This is a genomic window from Wolbachia endosymbiont (group A) of Limnophora tigrina (genome assembly GCF_964263225.1).
In the GTDB taxonomy this organism is placed as follows: domain Bacteria; phylum Pseudomonadota; class Alphaproteobacteria; order Rickettsiales; family Anaplasmataceae; genus Wolbachia.
The window spans coordinates 1,507,890-1,525,943 of record NZ_OZ181654.1 but is presented as its reverse complement, the minus strand read 5'-3'; the positions used below and the strand labels follow the sequence as shown (position 1 = coordinate 1,525,943).

Below are 18,054 nucleotides of genomic sequence, written 5' to 3'. Positions count from 1 at the left end.
ACTGAAGTTATGTCTTAAACCTTATCACCAGGCTTAACAAATAGATGGCCCAATGTTATTAACTTTATAGGCTTATCTTCGTTATTTACCACCACCCAAACACCATCGTTTTCATGATCAACAATTTCTATTGGTGTAAATACTACATAATTATTGTCATCAACAATCTTTATTCCAAGAACACCATCGTCACTTAAGCTTAAGGCCGAAGAAGGAATTTTATATGCAAATCTTTCACCTGAAGGGAGGCTTACACTAGCAGTCAGTCCTTGCAAAGATATAATCTCATTATCAGTTACCTTTACCTCCACTCTATAAGATCCAGTTTTAGGCTCAGCAATTTTACTAATAAAACTCACTTCACCTACTAATTCCCTTCCGTCTAGCAAATTAATTTGCGCTGTGCTACCTAGCTTTATTTTATTTACTTCATTTTCTGAAACATATAACACCACAAGAACCTGATCAAAATTAACTATGTCAGTTATCTTATGTCCAAGATTAACAAAATCCCCTTCATTTACGTTGATCTTATCTATATAACCATCAATAGGAGATTTAATCGCAGTGTTTTCTAAATCCAATTCTAGCCTTTTTAGGTCAGCTTTTGCACTCTGCAATGCAGTAAAAGCTGATTCCACTCTTATCTGTGCTCCATAGCCTTTTTTATTCAATTTTCGAGAGGAATCATACTCAATTTCACGCTGATTTAATAAAGCTTTGGCTTTCTCAACTTGTGCAACTCTGTCATAATCTTCTATCTTTAAAATTACATCGCCTCTTTTTACTTTTTCACCATCAGACAAATAAATAGCAATAACTTGACCACTTGTTCTTGAGACAAGGCTGACCCTATGCAAGGGATTTACCGTACCAGAAAAATTTAAATATACAGTGCGATTTTGTGGAGTATAATCCTGAGTTTTTACTGAAAAACTACTAATTGGATTATCACTATGAACTGCCTGATCTTTTTTTAAAAATGTACTGTTGATAAAAAACAGTAGAATAAGAGCAATACCAGAACCGATGATTACTTTGTTTCTCATCCTTAAACAGTAAAATTTATTGACCAATCTTGTTAGAAATAACTGCATAAGTTTTCGAATCAGAAGTGTAAGTATAACACAGCTATTGTCACTCTATAAATAGTTTTATATGAGCAAGTTTTCTTACAATAAATAAGTTTTTATTGCAAAAATGCAATTTTTAATCAAATAAAAAAGTTGTGCATAAAATTTTCATCATATTATATGATGAAAATAAGAATATTGTAACAAAACTAAATATATATTTAAACAGAGCTTTAGCCCATCACTAAACCAACACCCAATTGCTCAACACTATCAATTTTAATTTGTAAAGTGCCCTTTATAAATTTATTATCCTGGTCTGTACTCATAAAAACTGTATGTTTATTGGGCATTAATTTTTCCATATCTGCTCTATTTTTTTTATCTTGCAAATGAGGTTCGCAAATATAGCTATACTTTTTAAAATCTAGAAGTTTAGCAAAGCCATCACGATCATTCTCATGGTGAAAAGCAACATTTATACCTACTATTTCGTCCGTTTCTTGCAGCTTTCCATCTTTATCTATTACCTGTGCCTTAGCAAGCGCAACTGTAGGCTTATGGCCATAATTTGCTCCAATAACCCTTCTTATTGAATGTTCTATTGCTATTTTTTGCACTTCAGGACTTTCATCAAACTCTTTCAAAAAATTAAGGTGTAAGTTAATATATTCAGAGTATTTCAATCTGTGTTTTTTATGTATAGTTGGTTTGTAGGACAGTTCATTTGTAGGTGACTTATAGTTTGCAAGAAGCAATTTTTGTTCATATTGCTCATTAAATTTCTTTATCTTTTCAAAATGTCTTTCATATTGAGTCAATCCATCTTTCCCTTTTTTCTCCATCCTTTTCAAGAATTCCTCTACTGGCTCTCGTTTGGCTAGATTAATTTTGCGTGTAAGCGGAATTTGTTTTTTCAAGCTAATCCAATATGGTAAGCAAACAACTTTCGCATCTTTCGAAAATAGACCTTCTAACTTTTTCACTGCATTGTATAAGTTTGCTGATTCTGGTTTATAATGCCTGCTATTATTGTCTATATAAGTTATTTTACCATTTACCACTTTCATTAAACCAGAACATAAAATCGGCTTACCGCCTGCAAGAGTTGAATGACGATAAGCCCATTCGCTTTTGTTAACATTAATATGTTCATGAGTTACTAATTTTCCATCAAGCGTGATAACATAAGCTACACAACCTTTTTTACCCTTACTAATTTTATCAGTTGTATCATATAATTTGCCCTCTAAGTTGTATAACTTAAGTTCCCCATCTTGCTCGCCAATAAATTTTCTTTGATCAAATTGTTCATCAGAGTTAAAATACTTAACCCTTGTATTAGTTCCAGGAATTTTTCTTCCTTCAACTCCAACTTCTGGAAACAAATTATATCGTGGAAAAAAATAAGTAAAATTATTGTGTCCGTTCAGCAGAGCGGCAAAATAAGGTAGACAAAGCAAGATAATAAAGATAATCATAGGGTAAATATGAGGTAATATGGTAAACCTTTTAGAACTCTGCAAAAATTTACAGCAAAAAATAGAAAAGTTAGAAGCAAAAATAGAAAGATTGGAAAGAGAGAATGAAAGTTTAAAAGCAGAGCATGAGGCTTTAAAGATAGAGAACGCTGAATTAAAGGAAAGGCTAGGTTTAAATTCAAAAAACTCATCAATTCCCAATTCAAAAGAATTATACAAAATGAAAAAGGAAAAGCCAAAAAGCGAAAGAAAGATTGGTGGTCAAGTTGGGCATAAGGGTAATTATCGTGCTAAAATGGAAGCAGATGAGGTGATAAAGATAGAGTTGTCACCTACTTGCGAATGCGGAGGGAAGATTGCAATATGCGAAAAACCTTATATTCATCAGAAAGTAGATCTTCCGGAGATTAAGGCTTATGTAATGGAATATCAGTTGGAACATGGCCGTTGTCAGAGATGCGGAAAAAGAAGAAGTAGCAAGTTACCAGAGGGTGTTACGCCAGATACATTTGGCCCAAGGGTTAAGTCAGTAGTTGCAGCACTCAGTGGGTTTTATAAAAATTCAAAGCGCGAAGTAGCTAGCATCATAAATGATATCTTCAATTTGAACATAAGCGTCGGTAGCATATCAAATAGTGAACATAGAGTTGCTTCAAAATGCAAAAAAATGTATGAGCAGATCGAACAAGAGATAAGTAGGAGTAAAGTTCTACATATTGATGAAACGAGCCATTATAACAAAGGTAAACTCGCTTGGTGTTGGATGTTTGCAAGCAATACGGCAAGTTTTGTGAAGTTGACAGAGTCAAGGGGAATGAAAGTTTTAAAAAATAGTGTATGCTGCAATCGTAATAGCTTGGTAGTAACCGACAGATATGCAGCATACAACTACTTTGCTGATGAAAGAAGGCAAATCTGTTGGGCACACTTAGCAAGGGATTTTGAAAGATTAGCGCATAGTTGGAAATTTGAAGTTAAAGTTCTGGGCTGTTACTTGAGAAATGTAGCCACTGAGTTATTTGCACTGAAAAAAGCTTTACTAAAAAATGAGATAGATGTTTCAAGATTTATTAGACGTGCCAAGAAATTGCGAAAACGTACAAGGTATTATTTGAAGGAAATATCTCGCTTACCTGAAGCAATTGGAGCGTCTCGAGTTGCAAAGAATATTTTGAAATCTGAAAGAATGATGTGGAAATTTTTAGATGACCCAGAAAATACTCCGCTGACAAATAATCACGCTGAACGGCAAATACGGCATTATGTCGTTTATCGCAAAAATTCATATTTTACACAATCAGAACGAGGAAACTCATTCCTTGAGCAAATAATTTCGTTATACTTAACATGGAAACAGAGGAGGCTAAACCCTTTTCACAATCTTCTATCTATCGTTTCTTAAACCACTCTGCTGAACGGATACAAATTATTCTCTATCCAATACAGAATCTTATTTATGATACCAAAAACTTTTCTATTACCTAAATCAATAGAGAGTTGCTGTTCCTTTGGTACTGCTAGATGATTGGACTTTGTACCAGACTTGCCAAATTCTTTGGCAGCATATTTAAACTTTTCTAGTAAATATTCCTTACGTTCTTTTGATATTGACATTTTTACCTCACTCACTATTATTTTATCCTATATTATTTTAGACAAAAAGTCAATCTTTCTTAAGATATTAAGAAAAGAAAAAGCAGCAGCAAAATAGCTAAACTGACTTAGATTTATCGACAATTTGAAAAATCATCATTCCGCTACTTGTTAGCGGAATCTATGTTCGCACAGTTAGTTATCGCTATTTACCCAACAAACTTATGCTAAGCTGTGCTGCCACTAATTTTGCAACCAGTACTCTATAAGGCGAGCATGACACATAATCAACCCCTGATTTGATGAAAAACTCTATGGACTGTGGATTCGCTCCATGCTCTCCACATATACCAAGTTTAATTTCTTTTCTGGTTTTTTTGCCCCTTTCGATAGCTATTCTGATTAATTCCCCTACCCCTTCGACATCTAGCACCTCAAAGGGATCGTTTTTGAATATGTTGCTTTCCTTATAAGAATCGAGAAAATTAACTGAATCATCTCGTGAAAGTCCCATAGTTGTTTGTGTTAAATCATTAGTGCCAAAACTAAAAAATTCTGCGTGTTTTGCGAGTTTGTCAGCAATAAGTGCTGCTCTTGGCAGTTCTATCATCGTTCCAATTGAATAGTTCACATCGAAATTTTCGGCTTCTTTCTTTATTAACTCGCATATCAGAATAAACTCTTTCTCACTCATGATAAAAGGAATCATGATTTCAGGTTTCACTTCTATCTTCTTTTCTTTCCTTAATTCACTTGCAGCACTGAGTATTGCCCTAATCTGCATTTTATATATTTCAGGATGAGAAATAGCAAGTCTACAACCTCGATGGCCAAGCATTGGATTTTTTTCTGATAACTGTGCTATTTTATTTTTTACTGATTCAACTGACTTATTCAGTGATTTGGCAATTTTCTCTATAATAGATTGATTGTGGGGCAAAAACTCATGTAGAGGTGGATCAAGTAAACGTATAGTAACCTCCCTGCCCTCCATAATAGAAAATATTTCTTTGAAATCAGACTTTTGCATTTCTTCGAGTTTATTTAATGCATTTGTCCTTTCATTTTCATCATCAGCTATTATCAACTTTTGAATGAATTCGATTCTATCACTAGCAAAAAACATATGTTCTGTGCGACATAATCCTATACCTTCTGAACCGAATTCTTTTGCAATTTTTGCATCTTTTGGAGTATCAGCATTCGCTCTCACCTTCACTGTTTTGATTTCATCTACCCAGTTAATTATCGTTTTGAATTCTTGAGATAATTCAGGCAAAATTGTAGGAAGAATACCAAGCATAACCTCTCCTGTTCCTCCATTGATGGTGATTGATTCACCTTTATTTACTTTTATATCCCCCATAGAAAGAAATTTTTCATCTTTATCAATATAAAGTCCATTTAGACTACAAATGCATGGTTTACCCATTCCACGAGTTACAACAGCGGCATGCGAGGTCATACCTCCTCGCGCTGTTACTATTCCACTTGCAGCATTCATTCCATTAATATCTTCAGGGCTCGTCTCTGATCTTACCAAAATTACTTTTTTACCCTGCTCTGCAGCTTTTTCAGCATCACTTGCACTGAATACTACATATCCAGAAGCAACACCTGGAGAAGCTGGCAGTCCTTTGCCTATTACTTCTTGATCGATTTTAACATCAAGAACTGGATGCAATAAATTGTCAAAAGTTTTTGGATCAATTCTCAATATTCCTTCCTCTTTTGTAATCACTCCTTCGTTTACCATATCAACTATTATGCGAATAGCAGCTTCGGCTGTGCGCTTGCCAGACCTAGTCTGCAAAATCCATAACTTACCGTCCTGTACAGTAAATTCGATATCCTGCATGTCCTTATTATGACTTTCAAGTTTTTCACATACCGCGCATAATTCTCGGTAGACACTTGGTAGCAACTTCTCCATGGTACTTTCTTGCTCCCCGTCAATTGGCATAGGAGTATAAACACCAGAAACCACATCCTCACCCTGAGCATTAACTAAAAACTCACCAAAAAGCTTTTTTTCTCCAGTTGAAGGATTACGTGTAAATATCACGCCGGTTGCAGAATTATCATTTAAATTACCAAAAACCATTGCTTGCACGTTGACCGCTGTTCCAAGGTTTTCAGGAATATTATGTATTCTTCTATAGGAAACAGCCCTATCATTTTTCCAAGAGGCAAATACTGCATTAACTGAGTTTAACAATTGCTCTTCAACGTTCTGCGGGAAATTTTTTCCTATTTTCTCACATACTATCTCTTTAAAATCATTAACAATTTTCTTTAAAACATTAACATCAAGATCAGCTAAGCTTTTTGCTCCACTCTTTTGCTGCTCATTATCAATAACATCTTGAAATAGGTGATGATCAAGCTGTAGTACAACATTGGAGTACATCATGATGAAACGGCAGTAGCTATCGTAAGCAAAACGTTCGCCACTTTTTTTTGCAAGCCCAACAACGGTTTCATCATTTAGACCAACATTTAAAATAGTATCAAGCATGCCCGGCATTGAATTCACACTACCAGAGCGTATGGAAACTAATAAAGGATTATTTGAATCCCCGAATTTACAACCGATGTCACTTTCGAGCATCGCCATGTAGTTTTTTATCTCGTTACGTAGATCACAAGACAATTCATTATCTTGACAATAGGCCTGACAAACAGCAGTGGAAATTGTAAAACCAGGTGGAACAGGAATGCCAATGTTACACATCTCTGCCAGATTTGCTCCCTTCCCTCCTAGTAGATTTCTCATTGCTGCATTACCTTCACAGTTGCTTTGGCTAAAGTAATATATTAACTTTTCTTGCATTTTTTTCGGATTTTCACTAATAAACATACTATACATACTATTCTAATAAATTTGTCAGGCAGGAGTAATAAATTTTGTAAAATTCAGCACAATTAAATAGCCTCTTTTCCTTTCATTCTAGTGTCCCTATTGTCATTCAAGTATTCTTTCCTGTCATCTCAATGACCTCTATGATGTCATTCCTGTTGGAGTATGAATGTAGCCTTATCTCACACTCCTGTCATCCCAGTGCCCAGACACTGGGATCCAGAAGACTGATCAAGTAATAAGAACTAGTCACGCGCTGGCTCTCTTAAATTACTTTAGCTATAAGTGTTAAGAAATTTACCAATCAAAAAAAGGCAAAAGAATCCACATGGTGCTGATTTTATTACTGTAATTGATAATGTGCTAACGCTTAAACGAAGCGTGTTTAGGCTGAATAGAAAAAAATAAAAAAAGGCATGCAGCCGCCATAATTTCGCCAATAAACACAAGATTTGTCAAGAATCTTCTATTAAATGAAAGTTATGAAAAAAATCTATTGCAAGTCTTTTAATATTCTGTTAAGAGCTGGGATAATATAAAAATTATCATGTTCGGATTAGAAGACAGGAAATTTCTGATTACTGGTGCATCAGGCGGAATAGGGCAGGCAATTGTAGAGGTTATGCATAAAGCCGGAGCAACTTTATGTATCTCTGGCACAAAAAAAGAAGTACTAGAAGAAGTTGCTAAAAAATATGAAAAAAACATTCATGTACTCCCTTGTGACTTATCAAATGCTGAAGAGGTAAATCAACTAATAAATGAAGCAGGTGAGTCGATGAAAGGCTTTGATGGGCTCATATGCAATGCAGGCATTACACAAGACAGTTTATTGCTGAGAATGACAGATGAAGCATGGCAAAAGGTGATTGACATTAATTTGAACTCCACGTTTAAGTTAAATAGAGAAGCATGCAGGAAACTGATTAAAAATAATTGGGGAAGAATTATAAATATTTCCTCAATAGTAAGTTTAACAGGCAATGCCGGGCAAGCAAATTATGCAGCTTCTAAAGCTGGGATAATAGCCATGAGTAAATCTATAGCAAAAGAAGTTGCAAGTCGCGGTGTAACAGTAAATTGCATTGCTCCTGGGTTTATAGATACTAAGATGACTGAAGTTTTAAATGAAAAACAAAAAGAAAAAATATTAGATAATATTCCAATGCAAAGAATGGGAACAGGGAAAGAAATAGCAGCAGGAGTATTGTTTTTAGCAAGCGACGAAGCAAGATATATAACGGGGCATGTGCTTAACATCAATGGTGGGCTATTTATGTAGCAACACTTATTTATGGACAAACTATGAGTTTTACCCTAAAATAAATATATATATAAATTTAGATTCACACTAGTTTATTACTTGGAGGCAAAAGAATGAGCTATATAATAAAAAAATTTTTTAATGCTTTATGTATAGTGCTGTTTCTCTCTTTTTCAGATTACGCAAATGCTGCTACTGATATAGATGATACAACTGCCCAAGTAATATGCAATATTATTGGTTATATTTGGGGAATAGGTGGGCCACTTATGACTGTAGTCATAATAGGTGCAGCTTTGCTTGCAATATTTGGTAGAATGCCATGGCCAGCTCTCTTTGCCCTAGGTATGTTTTGTGGTGTATTTTTTGGTGCCAAAGCGATTATAATGAAAATTATACCCGATAGCATTAAACAAGATAGTATGTTGAGCAAGTGTGGGGAAAAATAACTTAAAAATCAGGATATTTTTGTGTGTATTGTTCCTTCATGTCTTCAATCTGTAACAAATAATGACTGTCTTTCGGTAAAGTTTTAACAGCTACCTCAGCGTATTTCATAAATTTCTCTAAATCACCTTCAATACAAGCCTTCTTTGTCAAAGCAAAGTAATACATTGCCATATCAGCGCTACGTTTATATGCAATACTTAAATACTTCCAGACAAAAGCGTTATTTGCTTCTACGCTTGCAATCTGCTCCAGGTAAAAAATTGCCTTCTCTACGTCACCGTATAACAATAAAGTATGAGATAATGCAAGTTTCACTAAATAGTTATTCTTCTCAGATAAATATCTAAGTGATTCTTCATACATTTTTATTGCTTCACTTAAATTTCCAGCTTTGTATAACATCTCCGCTTTTAATTCATATAAATAAGGATCATTGCGTGACTCTTGAATCAATGAATTAACTTTAGTAATAGCCTCTTCGATCTTTCCTTGCCTATAGTGAATTACAGAATTTACATACTTAGAACTACCTTCATATTTATTAGATAACACATGAATAGGAGCAAAGAAAGAGTCTAGCTTTGCAACCATACGCTCAAACTTCAGCAATTTATCTGCAAGGATTGGTTTTATATTGTTTTTAACCTTATAATTCTGTACAGCAAATATACGCTTATCACTAAGTGGGTGAGTGCGGAAATACTCTTCAGTGTTTTCATGCTCAATACTCTTAAAATAGTCAAAAATCTCTTTCATACCCAAATTATCATAGCCAGATTCATCTAGGTATCTTAAAGCATAGCTATCTGCTACACTCTCTTGCTCTTGAGAATAGTTAAAAAACAACCTTGAACTAAGCGTTACACCACTAAGCAAGATTGCACTCGCAACCTGAGGGTTAATGACAATACTAGAAACTAATCCTACCATATAACTAATCATTGCTATTGATTGAAAATAACCTACAGCACTACTCATTTGTAATACATGACCAGCAGATATATGAGCAATTTCATGTGCTAATATACCAAGTAAGACATAAGGTTCAGTCGAATATTGTAAAAGCCCTAAATGAATGAAAATGCTATTATTGTTAATTACAAAAGCATTAATCGATCTATCATCAACTATAAAAACTTTTATTTTATCATTATCAATACCCGCAGCAGAAAATAAAGGTTGCGCTAGATCCTTAACTACCGCTTCCACTTCACTATCTCTAATAATACTAACAGAGTAAGCGCTATTACAGTATACGAAAAAAAATAGTAAAACAAAAAGCTTAGACATGGAAATTCCTTGTTTGTATAACTTTGAGGAATTTTATATTTTAACACTTAAACTATACGAATCTATAAACGCTAGTTTAAATTTTGAACGTAACTGATAAGTTTATCAATGGTAGTTAACTTAATATTATGTTGTTCAGCAAATTCAAGCAACTGGGGTAAGCGCATCATAGAGCCATCATCATTCACTAATTCACAAATAACTGCAGAATGATTACATCCCACTAACTTAGCTATCTCAACACTTGCTTCAGTATGACCAGCACGTTGCTCTACTCCACCCTCATGTGCAATCACAGGAAAAATATGACCGGGAGTTATAATGTCATCCTGAGTTCTATTTTTATCAATAGCAACATGTATAGTTTTTGTTCTATCCTCAGCTGAAACACCCGTAGTAATACCATAACGTGCATCAATTGATGTAGTAAAAGCAGTATGATTTTCACCAACATTTTTTTTTTCCATGAAACTAAGGCCTAACCTTTTCATGTGAACTTTAGTCATTGCTAAACAAACAATCCCTGTACCGTATCTAACCATAAAAGCCACATGTTCTGGCTCTAATTTCTCAGCTAATACAATCAGATCACCTTCATTCTCTCTGTTTTCATCGTCAACTAAAATGAATAATTTACCAGAACTAGCATCCCTCAATACATCTTCCACAGAAGAAATACCGGGTAGACTAATTGAAGGATAAGTTACTTGTACCATGATTTACTTAAACTCAATCTTAACTATTTTATACAATTTCTCTCCATTTGGCACTATCACTTCCACATACTCACCAACTTTTTTGCCAATTAAAGCACTACCGAGTGGTGAATCCGTAGAGATCAACTGCTTTGAAGCATCAGCTTCATACCCACCTACAATCTTATAAACATATTCTATTTCACTGTTATCATCACCGAGCATGCTTACCGTAACAGTTGCACCAAACATTACTGTATCACCAGACAAATTTTTTACTTCTATCACTTCTGCATGTGAAAGTTTACTCTCTACCTCAATTATGCGGCCTTCAATAAAACTTAATCTTTCCCGTGCTGCATGATATTCTGCATTTTCAGATAAATCGCCTTGATCACGAGCATCAGAAATAGCCTGTATGATAGAAGGTTTTTCTTCCTTTAATTTCTCAAGTTCGACTTGCATACTCTCAAAACCTTCCCTTGTAATAGGAAACTTGTTAACAATGGATGAAGTCATAATCACCGCCTAAACGCAATTAAATTGAGTGACAAAATCACTCACAATACCAAGAATATCATCTTTTATATCATCATTCATGTCACCTGACAACTTTTTTAAAACTCCAGGGTGAACAGTTTGAAAATAATTGATAAGATCACACTCGAACCTATTGATGTTGCTCACCTGTACCTTATTTAATTGACCATACAGATTAGAAAAGATATACATAAGCAATACTTGCTCTTCTATTTGCATAGGTGAATACTGTTTTTGCTTTAATAATTCAATAAGGTATTTACCTTTGTTTAAGGACAATTGAACAGTAGCATCAAGATCAGAACCAAATTTAGCAAAGTCTTCCAGTTCTCTATATTGGGCCAAACTCAGCTTTATAGAACCAGCAACTTTTTTCACAGATTTCAATTGTGCAGCAGAGCCAACCCGAGAAACCGATAAACCTATATTCACTGCAGGGCGAAATCCTTTGTGAAACAATTCAGACTCAAGAAAAATTTGTCCATCGGTAATTGAAATCACATTAGTTGGAACATATGCAGATACATCACCAGCCTGAGTCTCAATAATCGGCAAAGCAGTCAAAGATCCCTGTCCTTTTTCATCAGACATTTTGGCAGCTCTTTCAAGCAAGCGAGAGTGTACATAGAATATATCTCCAGGATAAGCTTCACGACCAGGAGGACGTCTGAGCAATAAGGACATCTGCCTATATGCCACAGCATGCTTAGATAAATCATCATATACCACCAAGCAATGCATTCCATTATCACGGAAAAATTCTCCAATAGTGCAACCGGTATAAGGTGCTAAAAATTGCATAGGCGCGCAGTCAGATGCGCTAGCCACAACTACGGTTGTATACTCTAATGCTCCACTTTCTTTTAGCTTATTCACCACTTTTGCTACTGTCGAAATTTTTTGTCCAATAGCAACATAAACACAGTAAATTTTTTGATTTTCGTTTACCTCATCATTAATCTTCTTCTGATTGATAATAGTATCAATCGCAATAGTGGTTTTACCAATTTGTCTATCGCCAATAATTAATTCACGTTGCCCTCTACCTATAGGAATCAACAAATCTATAATTTTAATTCCTGTCTGCAGAGGTTCATGCACAGATTTACGGTCAATAATACCTGGCGCTTTAGATTCTATATACATTTTTTTCTTGGCTCTAATTTCTCCGCCATCGTCTATAGGATCGCCTAATGCATTTACAACTCTCCCTAATAATTCATGACCTACAGGCACCTGTACAACATCACCACTACATTTTACAACGTCCCCTTCTTTTACATCACGGTCATTGCCAAGCACAACTATTCCAGCTGTATCATGATCTAAATCAAGAACTATTCCTTCTACACCGCTTGCAAAAGATACCTTTTCACCAAACTTTGCTTTTTCCAGCCCATAGACCAATGTGATACCATCCGTTACTGAAATTACTTCACCTATATTTTCTCGTTTTATAGGATTATCAAATGTCTCAACCTTCTCTTTTATTATGTTTACTACTTCAGAGGCATTTATGCTATTCTTCATATACAATTCCTTATTTTCAACATTTCCATTTTACTCAAATCAACCAATCTATCCAAATAACTCTTAAGCGAAGCATCAATCACGTTAAAACCATACCTAACTACAAAGCCACCTAGTATAGAAGGATCAACCACATGACTGACTTTTATTATTTTACCAAGAAAGTTCAAAGATTCAGTAATTATTTTTATATCAGGTTTCTTTAAAATCTCTGCTGATTTTATAGTAATTTCCAATTCATTTTCACTTTCCCTTACAAGATTTAAGAATTTTTCTAATATAAGGATTAATAAACGGGAGCGCTTGTTTGCAAGTGTAACCATAATAAATTTGACTAAGTTTTCACTCAAGTTCTCCTTTATAGAAAGTATCGCTTCTTTTTTGTGCAAAAGAGAAACCATAGGATGAGATAGATACACAAAAACATCTTGATCTTTAAAAAAAGCTAACAAAAATTCTACTTCTTTTCTTATAATACCTAATCTGCTTCCTGAGACATGAAACAGTGCTCTAGCATAAGATGAAACTAAATTATTGTTTTTCATATTCAATTACCTGTTCTAGTAAATCTAAATTATTTTAGCTACCATTGTTCAATCCAAGCATTTTTTATATAAATAGGTCTTCTCCTTAAGGAAAGAAAACATAAATCATATCTGACTGAATAATCTAAAAAATCAAGATTTTTACTTAAGAAATATTTAGAAGAATTTATAATAGACTGACACTGAAAATGAGATATCGGTACTTCTTTTCCAAATAAACTTGTTTTAACTTCTATAAAAATCAGCTCCCTTTTTTTAGATACAATTAAGTCAATTTCACCCAACTTACAACGGAAGCGACGTTTTATAACATTATAGAATTTCAGCTTTAAATATATCGAAACTAACAATTCTCCAAAGTAACCTACAAAATAGCGTAACCTACTTACCATAAAAAGAATAATTAGCTTTGTGTAACTACTTTGCTTCCTTTTTTATTTTTACTATAAATCTCACCTTTTGCTGAAATATCTCTATCAACTAGCTCTATCACTGCCATTGGAGCGCAATCACCCTTTCGAGTACCAAATTTTATTATTCTAGAATATCCACCTTTACGGTCTTGATAACGATTAGCTAGAACGCTTAATAATTTATCAACTACTAACTTACTATTATGAAGACGTGAAAGCAAAAGCCTTCTACCATGTAAAGAATCGTTATTCTTAGCAATTGTAATAAACTTTTCCACATATGGACGAAGTGCTTTAGCCTTTGGTAAAGTAGTTACAATCTGCTCATGATTAATTAACGAGATAGATAGATTCTTTAACATTGATAACCTATGCTCGGTACAACGAGACAGTTTATTTTTCTTTATTCCATGTTTCATATACTACCTAATCCTCATCAGTATGTTGTTTAGCCAGTTCATCTATATCCTTAGGCGGCCAATTTGGTATATTCATACCCAAAGACAAATCTGAATTATTTAAAATTGCCTTGATTTCATTCAAAGACTTTCGGCCAAAATTAGCAGTTCTTAACATTTCAACTTCCGTCTTTTGCACAAGATCACCTATATAAGTGATATTTTCATTTTTCAGACAGTTATGAGATCTAACAGATAATTCCATTTCATCTACTTTACGCAATAGAACAGGATCATAGCCCAAATCTTTAGCACCACTAGACAAAGAAACTTGCGATTTTTTATAACTAATATCAGAACTAATAAAAGGCTGAAATTGCTCCTGTAATATTCTTGCAGCATAGTCAACAGCTTGACTTGGAGAGATTGTACCATCAGTTTCAATTGACAATATTAGCTTATCTTTATCAGTAACTTGACCAACACGACTATTCTCTACTCTATACGAAACCCTCTCGACAGGACTATATAAAGCATTAACTGGAATAAAACCAATTAAATCTTGTTCATTCATAAGCTTTAAAAATTCATTTTCTTTATATTTATTTACAGGAAGATAACCTTTTCCGCTAGCAACATATATAGTAATGTTAAGCTCCACATCTTGACCTAGTGTACATATCACCAAATCTTTATTAACAATAGAGCATTGGTCATCAGTTTCTATCATTCCAGCTAATACTTGACAAGGCCCTTTAGCGCTCAAATTTAAGCACTTATTAGACGTGTTATTTAACTTACATCTCAACATACCCATATTTAATGCTATATCAGTTATGTCTTCCCTAACTCCTTGGATCGAAGTAAATTCATGATTCACGCCTTCAATTTTTATTCCATAAACAGCACTACCGCGAAGAGAAGACAACATTACACGCCTTAATGCATGACCCAACGTTAAAGCAAAACCACTTTCCAAAGGTTCTAGAACTATATCACTTTTTTTACTTGAATCACCTGATATTACCTTAATCGCATTAGGCTTAGTTAATCTATCTAAATTTCCACAGAAAGAGACATTATCACTATAATACATACAAAAACCTTCCAAATATCCTATACTCTTCTTTTTTTCCTTAGTCTACACCCATTATGAGGTATCGCCGTTTTATCTGCAATTGAAGTGACAGTCAATCCACAATTCCTAAGTGCTTTAACTGCAGCTTCTGCACCAAAACCAGGACCACGAATTATTACAGAAACAACCTTCATACCAAATCTCTCTATTACTTTCTTCGCAGCAGAATCGGCAACCTTACCTGCAGCATAAGGTGTGGATTTTCTCGAACCAGAAAAACCACATGCACCAACAGAAGTCTGGTAAAGCGTATTACCACAAACATCAGTCACATTTACAAAAGTATTATTAAAAGTTGCACGAATATGGACAATACCAGTAATAAACCTTTTTGTATTCTTACCAACCGTTTTAACTTTTTTCATAAAAACTCACGATAATAACAAATTTTATTTTTTTCCAGCAATAGGCAATTTAGATCTGCCTTTACGAGTTTTAGCATTAGTATGGGTTCTTTGTCCCCTCACAGGCAAACCTTTTCTATGCCTTAATCCTCTATAGCAACCGATTTCTATTAAAGATTTTATATCCATAGCCACTTTTTTTCTGAGCTCACCCTCTATGACATATTTTTGCCTAATAAAACTACTAATTTTCTCTATATCTTCATCTTGTAATTCTGAAACACGCTTACGCTCATCAATTTTACAGCTACGACAAATTATATTCGCAGTAGTAATACCTATACCATGTATATAAGTTAATGCAAAAGGAATACACTTCTTCACCGGAACATTTATGCCTGCAATACGTGCCACTGATACCTCGATACTTTATTAATAATAACTCTTAATTTATACCATAAAACAACTTATAGTCAAATCAAATTACAAGAAATTTTACTTTCAATCTCTTGCATTACTCTATCAACACTCAAATTAGCGTTAATTGTTAACAACTTGTCCTTATAATACTCGCGCAAACCCTCTATCTGAGAATGATATTCTCTTATCCTCTTATTAATTGCAAGCATATTAGCATCATCAATTCTCTTCTCCAATCTCGTACTTTTACATTTAGCACAAGTAGTATTCTTAAAAGAAGATATACTATATATACTTTTACAATCCAAACAAGTAAGACGATCTTTTAATCTATCAATTGCAATATTATCGTCAAGCTGCAACTCAATTACAAGATCAACATCCCTATTGCATCTTTTTTGCAAAACTTGAGTTAAAAAATGAGCTTGATTTAAATTTCTTGGAAAACCATCTAACAAAAAATCACCATCTATTAATGCAAGCTGGTCACACAATAATTTACATATAACTTCATCTTGAATTAAATTACCAGATTCAACAGTATCCTTTATTCCTTTACCTAATTTACTCCCACTAGATATAATATTCCTTAATAAATCTCCTACTGAAACTAATTTAAAATTATACTTTGCTATTAACAAACTGGACTGAGTACCCTTACCAGAGCCAGGAGGACCAAAAATTGTAATAATCACTTTAGTCTCCTTGTTTTAGACTCATATTTCTTTATCCAACTATCGTACCTATTTGAAAAAACATAAGATTGTACTTGCATAATAGTATCAGTAATAACGTTAACTATAATCAGCAAGCTCGTCCCACCAAAAATAAATGGTATATCATAATGATACCTCATAATTTCAGGTATAGTACATATTACCACCAAATACGCAGACCCAATAAATGTTAATTTAAAAACTATATCTTGAAGATAATCAGAAGTATGTTTTCCAGGCCCTCTACCAGGAATAAAACCACCATTTTTCCTAAGAAAATCAGCATTTTCCTCTGGATTAAATATAAAATTGGTATAGAAAAAATTAAAAAGTACTATGAGTATTAAGTAAGTTATAATGTACATCACTTTATTTGCCATAAAGTAGTTTAAAATAAAATCAGCAATGGCATGACCTTTATAGAAATTTGCAATTGAAATAGGCGTTAATAGAATTGCGTTAGCAAAAATAGTTGGTATTACACCAGATAAATTGATCTTCAATGGAATGTAAGTAAAATCATCATTATGTAATTTTTTAAACTGTTTTTTGGGATATTGAACAATTACCTTTCTATAAGAAGATTCTGTAAAAATGACTAAAAGGAGCAGTAAAAAAAACAATGCTATAACAAAAAGGGTAATGAAAAACGACATACTACCATTTTTATTTAATGTTAGCAGAGATGATAAAGCATTATGTAATTCAGATGTTATGCCAGTAAAAATGATTAATGAGATACCATTGCCTATACCGCTCACACTGATCCGCTCACCAAGCCATATTAAAAATATAGTTCCACCTAAAAGGCTAAAGACACCTATAGTACGAAACATAATACCAGGTTCAACTACAACTAATACCCCTTCCCTATTCATTCTTTCTAACCCTATTAAGATCGTAATTGATTGAAAGATACAAAACACTATAGTCATATAGCGTATATAAGAGTTCATCTTTCGACGTCCTAACTCTCCTTCATTTTTAATTTCATTGATTCCTTTAACGGCAGAAGATAATAATTGCATAACTATGGATGCAACTATGTATGGCATAACGTTTAACGCCAAGATCGTCATTCTAGCTAAAGCGCCACCAGAAAATAAATTAAATACTCCAAAAACACCAGAACTCTCTTTTGGAAATATATCATTGATTATATCAAGATTAACTCCAGGAATAGGAACATAAGTGCCTAAACGATAACAAACTAAAGCCATTAGCGTAAAAAATATACGCTTTAGTAAATCACTTTTATATAACAACGTAGAATCCAAACTATTAAATGCAAATTTACTGCTCAT

At 33.8% G+C, this 18,054-nt stretch carries 18 protein-coding genes and 1 pseudogene; 3 read left to right on the top strand and 16 right to left on the bottom strand.

The genetic code is table 11. From position 1 onward, the window contains the following. Positions 1-14: 14 nt before the first annotated feature. Positions 15-1,049 carry an efflux RND transporter periplasmic adaptor subunit gene (locus ACE38P_RS07220; RefSeq protein ID WP_374699776.1) on the bottom strand — a complete coding sequence of 345 codons (1,035 nt, stop codon included), beginning with the start codon at positions 1,047-1,049 and terminating at the stop codon, positions 15-17. A 257-nt stretch (positions 1,050-1,306) separates the two neighbouring features. Next, positions 1,307-2,461 (bottom strand): hypothetical protein, encoded by a 1,155-nt coding sequence (locus tag ACE38P_RS07215; RefSeq protein ID WP_374699775.1) that lies wholly within the window; start codon positions 2,459-2,461, stop codon positions 1,307-1,309. A gap of 112 nt (positions 2,462-2,573) precedes the next feature. Here ACE38P_RS07215 and tnpC point away from each other — a divergent pair, with 112 nt between their 5' ends. Continuing rightward, entirely contained in the window at positions 2,574-3,956 is a 1,383-nt protein-coding gene (gene tnpC / locus ACE38P_RS07210) for an IS66 family transposase (protein WP_374699286.1), read from the top strand. Between the two features lie 11 nt (positions 3,957-3,967). Here tnpC and ACE38P_RS07205 read toward each other — a convergent pair. Both ACE38P_RS07205 and ppdK read right to left on the bottom strand, forming a co-directional pair. Beyond that, positions 3,968-4,168 (bottom strand): annotated as a pseudogene (locus tag ACE38P_RS07205) (hypothetical protein); the annotation flags it as partial. A gap of 184 nt (positions 4,169-4,352) precedes the next feature. Then, positions 4,353-6,980, bottom strand: a complete 2,628-nt coding sequence (gene ppdK, locus ACE38P_RS07200; RefSeq protein WP_374699774.1) for a pyruvate, phosphate dikinase — start codon at positions 6,978-6,980, stop codon at positions 4,353-4,355. Between the two features lie 574 nt (positions 6,981-7,554). Between ppdK and fabG the strand changes: the two genes are divergently transcribed. Beyond that, positions 7,555-8,289: a 3-oxoacyl-[acyl-carrier-protein] reductase gene (fabG, locus tag ACE38P_RS07195; protein WP_374699773.1), complete on the top strand. Its 735-nt coding sequence runs from the start codon at positions 7,555-7,557 to the stop codon at positions 8,287-8,289. Positions 8,290-8,384: 95 nt separating this feature from the next. Beyond that, complete coding sequence (locus ACE38P_RS07190) at positions 8,385-8,720, top strand: TrbC/VirB2 family protein (RefSeq protein WP_007302562.1); 336 nt, start codon at positions 8,385-8,387, stop codon at positions 8,718-8,720. Between the two features lies 1 nt (position 8,721). Here ACE38P_RS07190 and ACE38P_RS07185 read toward each other — a convergent pair whose 3' ends face one another. From ACE38P_RS07185 to secY, 12 genes are all read right to left on the bottom strand, one after another. Continuing rightward, a complete protein-coding gene (locus tag ACE38P_RS07185) occupies positions 8,722-10,011 on the bottom strand; it encodes a M48 family metalloprotease (RefSeq protein ID WP_264704462.1) in 1,290 nt (429 codons plus the stop codon). Between the two features lie 71 nt (positions 10,012-10,082). Next, positions 10,083-10,727, bottom strand: a complete 645-nt coding sequence (gene ribB, locus ACE38P_RS07180; protein ID WP_007302560.1) for a 3,4-dihydroxy-2-butanone-4-phosphate synthase — start codon at positions 10,725-10,727, stop codon at positions 10,083-10,085. 3 nt (positions 10,728-10,730) lie between these two features. After that, positions 10,731-11,225 (bottom strand): transcription elongation factor GreA, encoded by a 495-nt coding sequence (gene greA, locus ACE38P_RS07175; RefSeq protein WP_007302559.1) that lies wholly within the window; start codon positions 11,223-11,225, stop codon positions 10,731-10,733. A gap of 9 nt (positions 11,226-11,234) precedes the next feature. Next, positions 11,235-12,776 carry a F0F1 ATP synthase subunit alpha gene (gene atpA, locus ACE38P_RS07170; RefSeq protein WP_374699772.1) on the bottom strand — a complete coding sequence of 514 codons (1,542 nt, stop codon included), beginning with the start codon at positions 12,774-12,776 and terminating at the stop codon, positions 11,235-11,237. Then, positions 12,773-13,321: an ATP synthase F1 subunit delta gene (gene atpH, locus ACE38P_RS07165; protein WP_007302557.1), complete on the bottom strand. Its 549-nt coding sequence runs from the start codon at positions 13,319-13,321 to the stop codon at positions 12,773-12,775. The genes atpA and atpH overlap by 4 nt, the downstream gene beginning before the upstream one ends. Before the next feature lie 38 nt (positions 13,322-13,359). Further along, complete coding sequence (locus ACE38P_RS07160; RefSeq protein WP_010404733.1) at positions 13,360-13,713, bottom strand: YraN family protein; 354 nt, start codon at positions 13,711-13,713, stop codon at positions 13,360-13,362. A gap of 11 nt (positions 13,714-13,724) precedes the next feature. Beyond that, positions 13,725-14,153 (bottom strand): 50S ribosomal protein L17, encoded by a 429-nt coding sequence (rplQ, locus tag ACE38P_RS07155; RefSeq protein WP_010404731.1) that lies wholly within the window; start codon positions 14,151-14,153, stop codon positions 13,725-13,727. A 7-nt stretch (positions 14,154-14,160) separates the two neighbouring features. Continuing rightward, positions 14,161-15,228 carry a DNA-directed RNA polymerase subunit alpha gene (locus ACE38P_RS07150; protein WP_374699771.1) on the bottom strand — a complete coding sequence of 356 codons (1,068 nt, stop codon included), beginning with the start codon at positions 15,226-15,228 and terminating at the stop codon, positions 14,161-14,163. A gap of 20 nt (positions 15,229-15,248) precedes the next feature. Continuing rightward, on the bottom strand, positions 15,249-15,635 hold the full coding sequence (gene rpsK / locus ACE38P_RS07145; RefSeq protein ID WP_006012273.1) for a 30S ribosomal protein S11: 387 nt from the start codon (positions 15,633-15,635) through the stop codon (positions 15,249-15,251). 24 nt (positions 15,636-15,659) lie between these two features. Further along, on the bottom strand, positions 15,660-16,028 hold the full coding sequence (gene rpsM / locus ACE38P_RS07140; RefSeq protein ID WP_010404723.1) for a 30S ribosomal protein S13: 369 nt from the start codon (positions 16,026-16,028) through the stop codon (positions 15,660-15,662). 59 nt (positions 16,029-16,087) lie between these two features. Then, positions 16,088-16,729, bottom strand: a complete 642-nt coding sequence (locus tag ACE38P_RS07135; RefSeq protein ID WP_052265056.1) for an adenylate kinase family protein — start codon at positions 16,727-16,729, stop codon at positions 16,088-16,090. After that, positions 16,726-18,054: a preprotein translocase subunit SecY gene (gene secY / locus ACE38P_RS07130; RefSeq protein ID WP_010404717.1), complete on the bottom strand. Its 1,329-nt coding sequence runs from the start codon at positions 18,052-18,054 to the stop codon at positions 16,726-16,728. Before secY ends, ACE38P_RS07135 begins: the two co-directional genes overlap by 4 nt.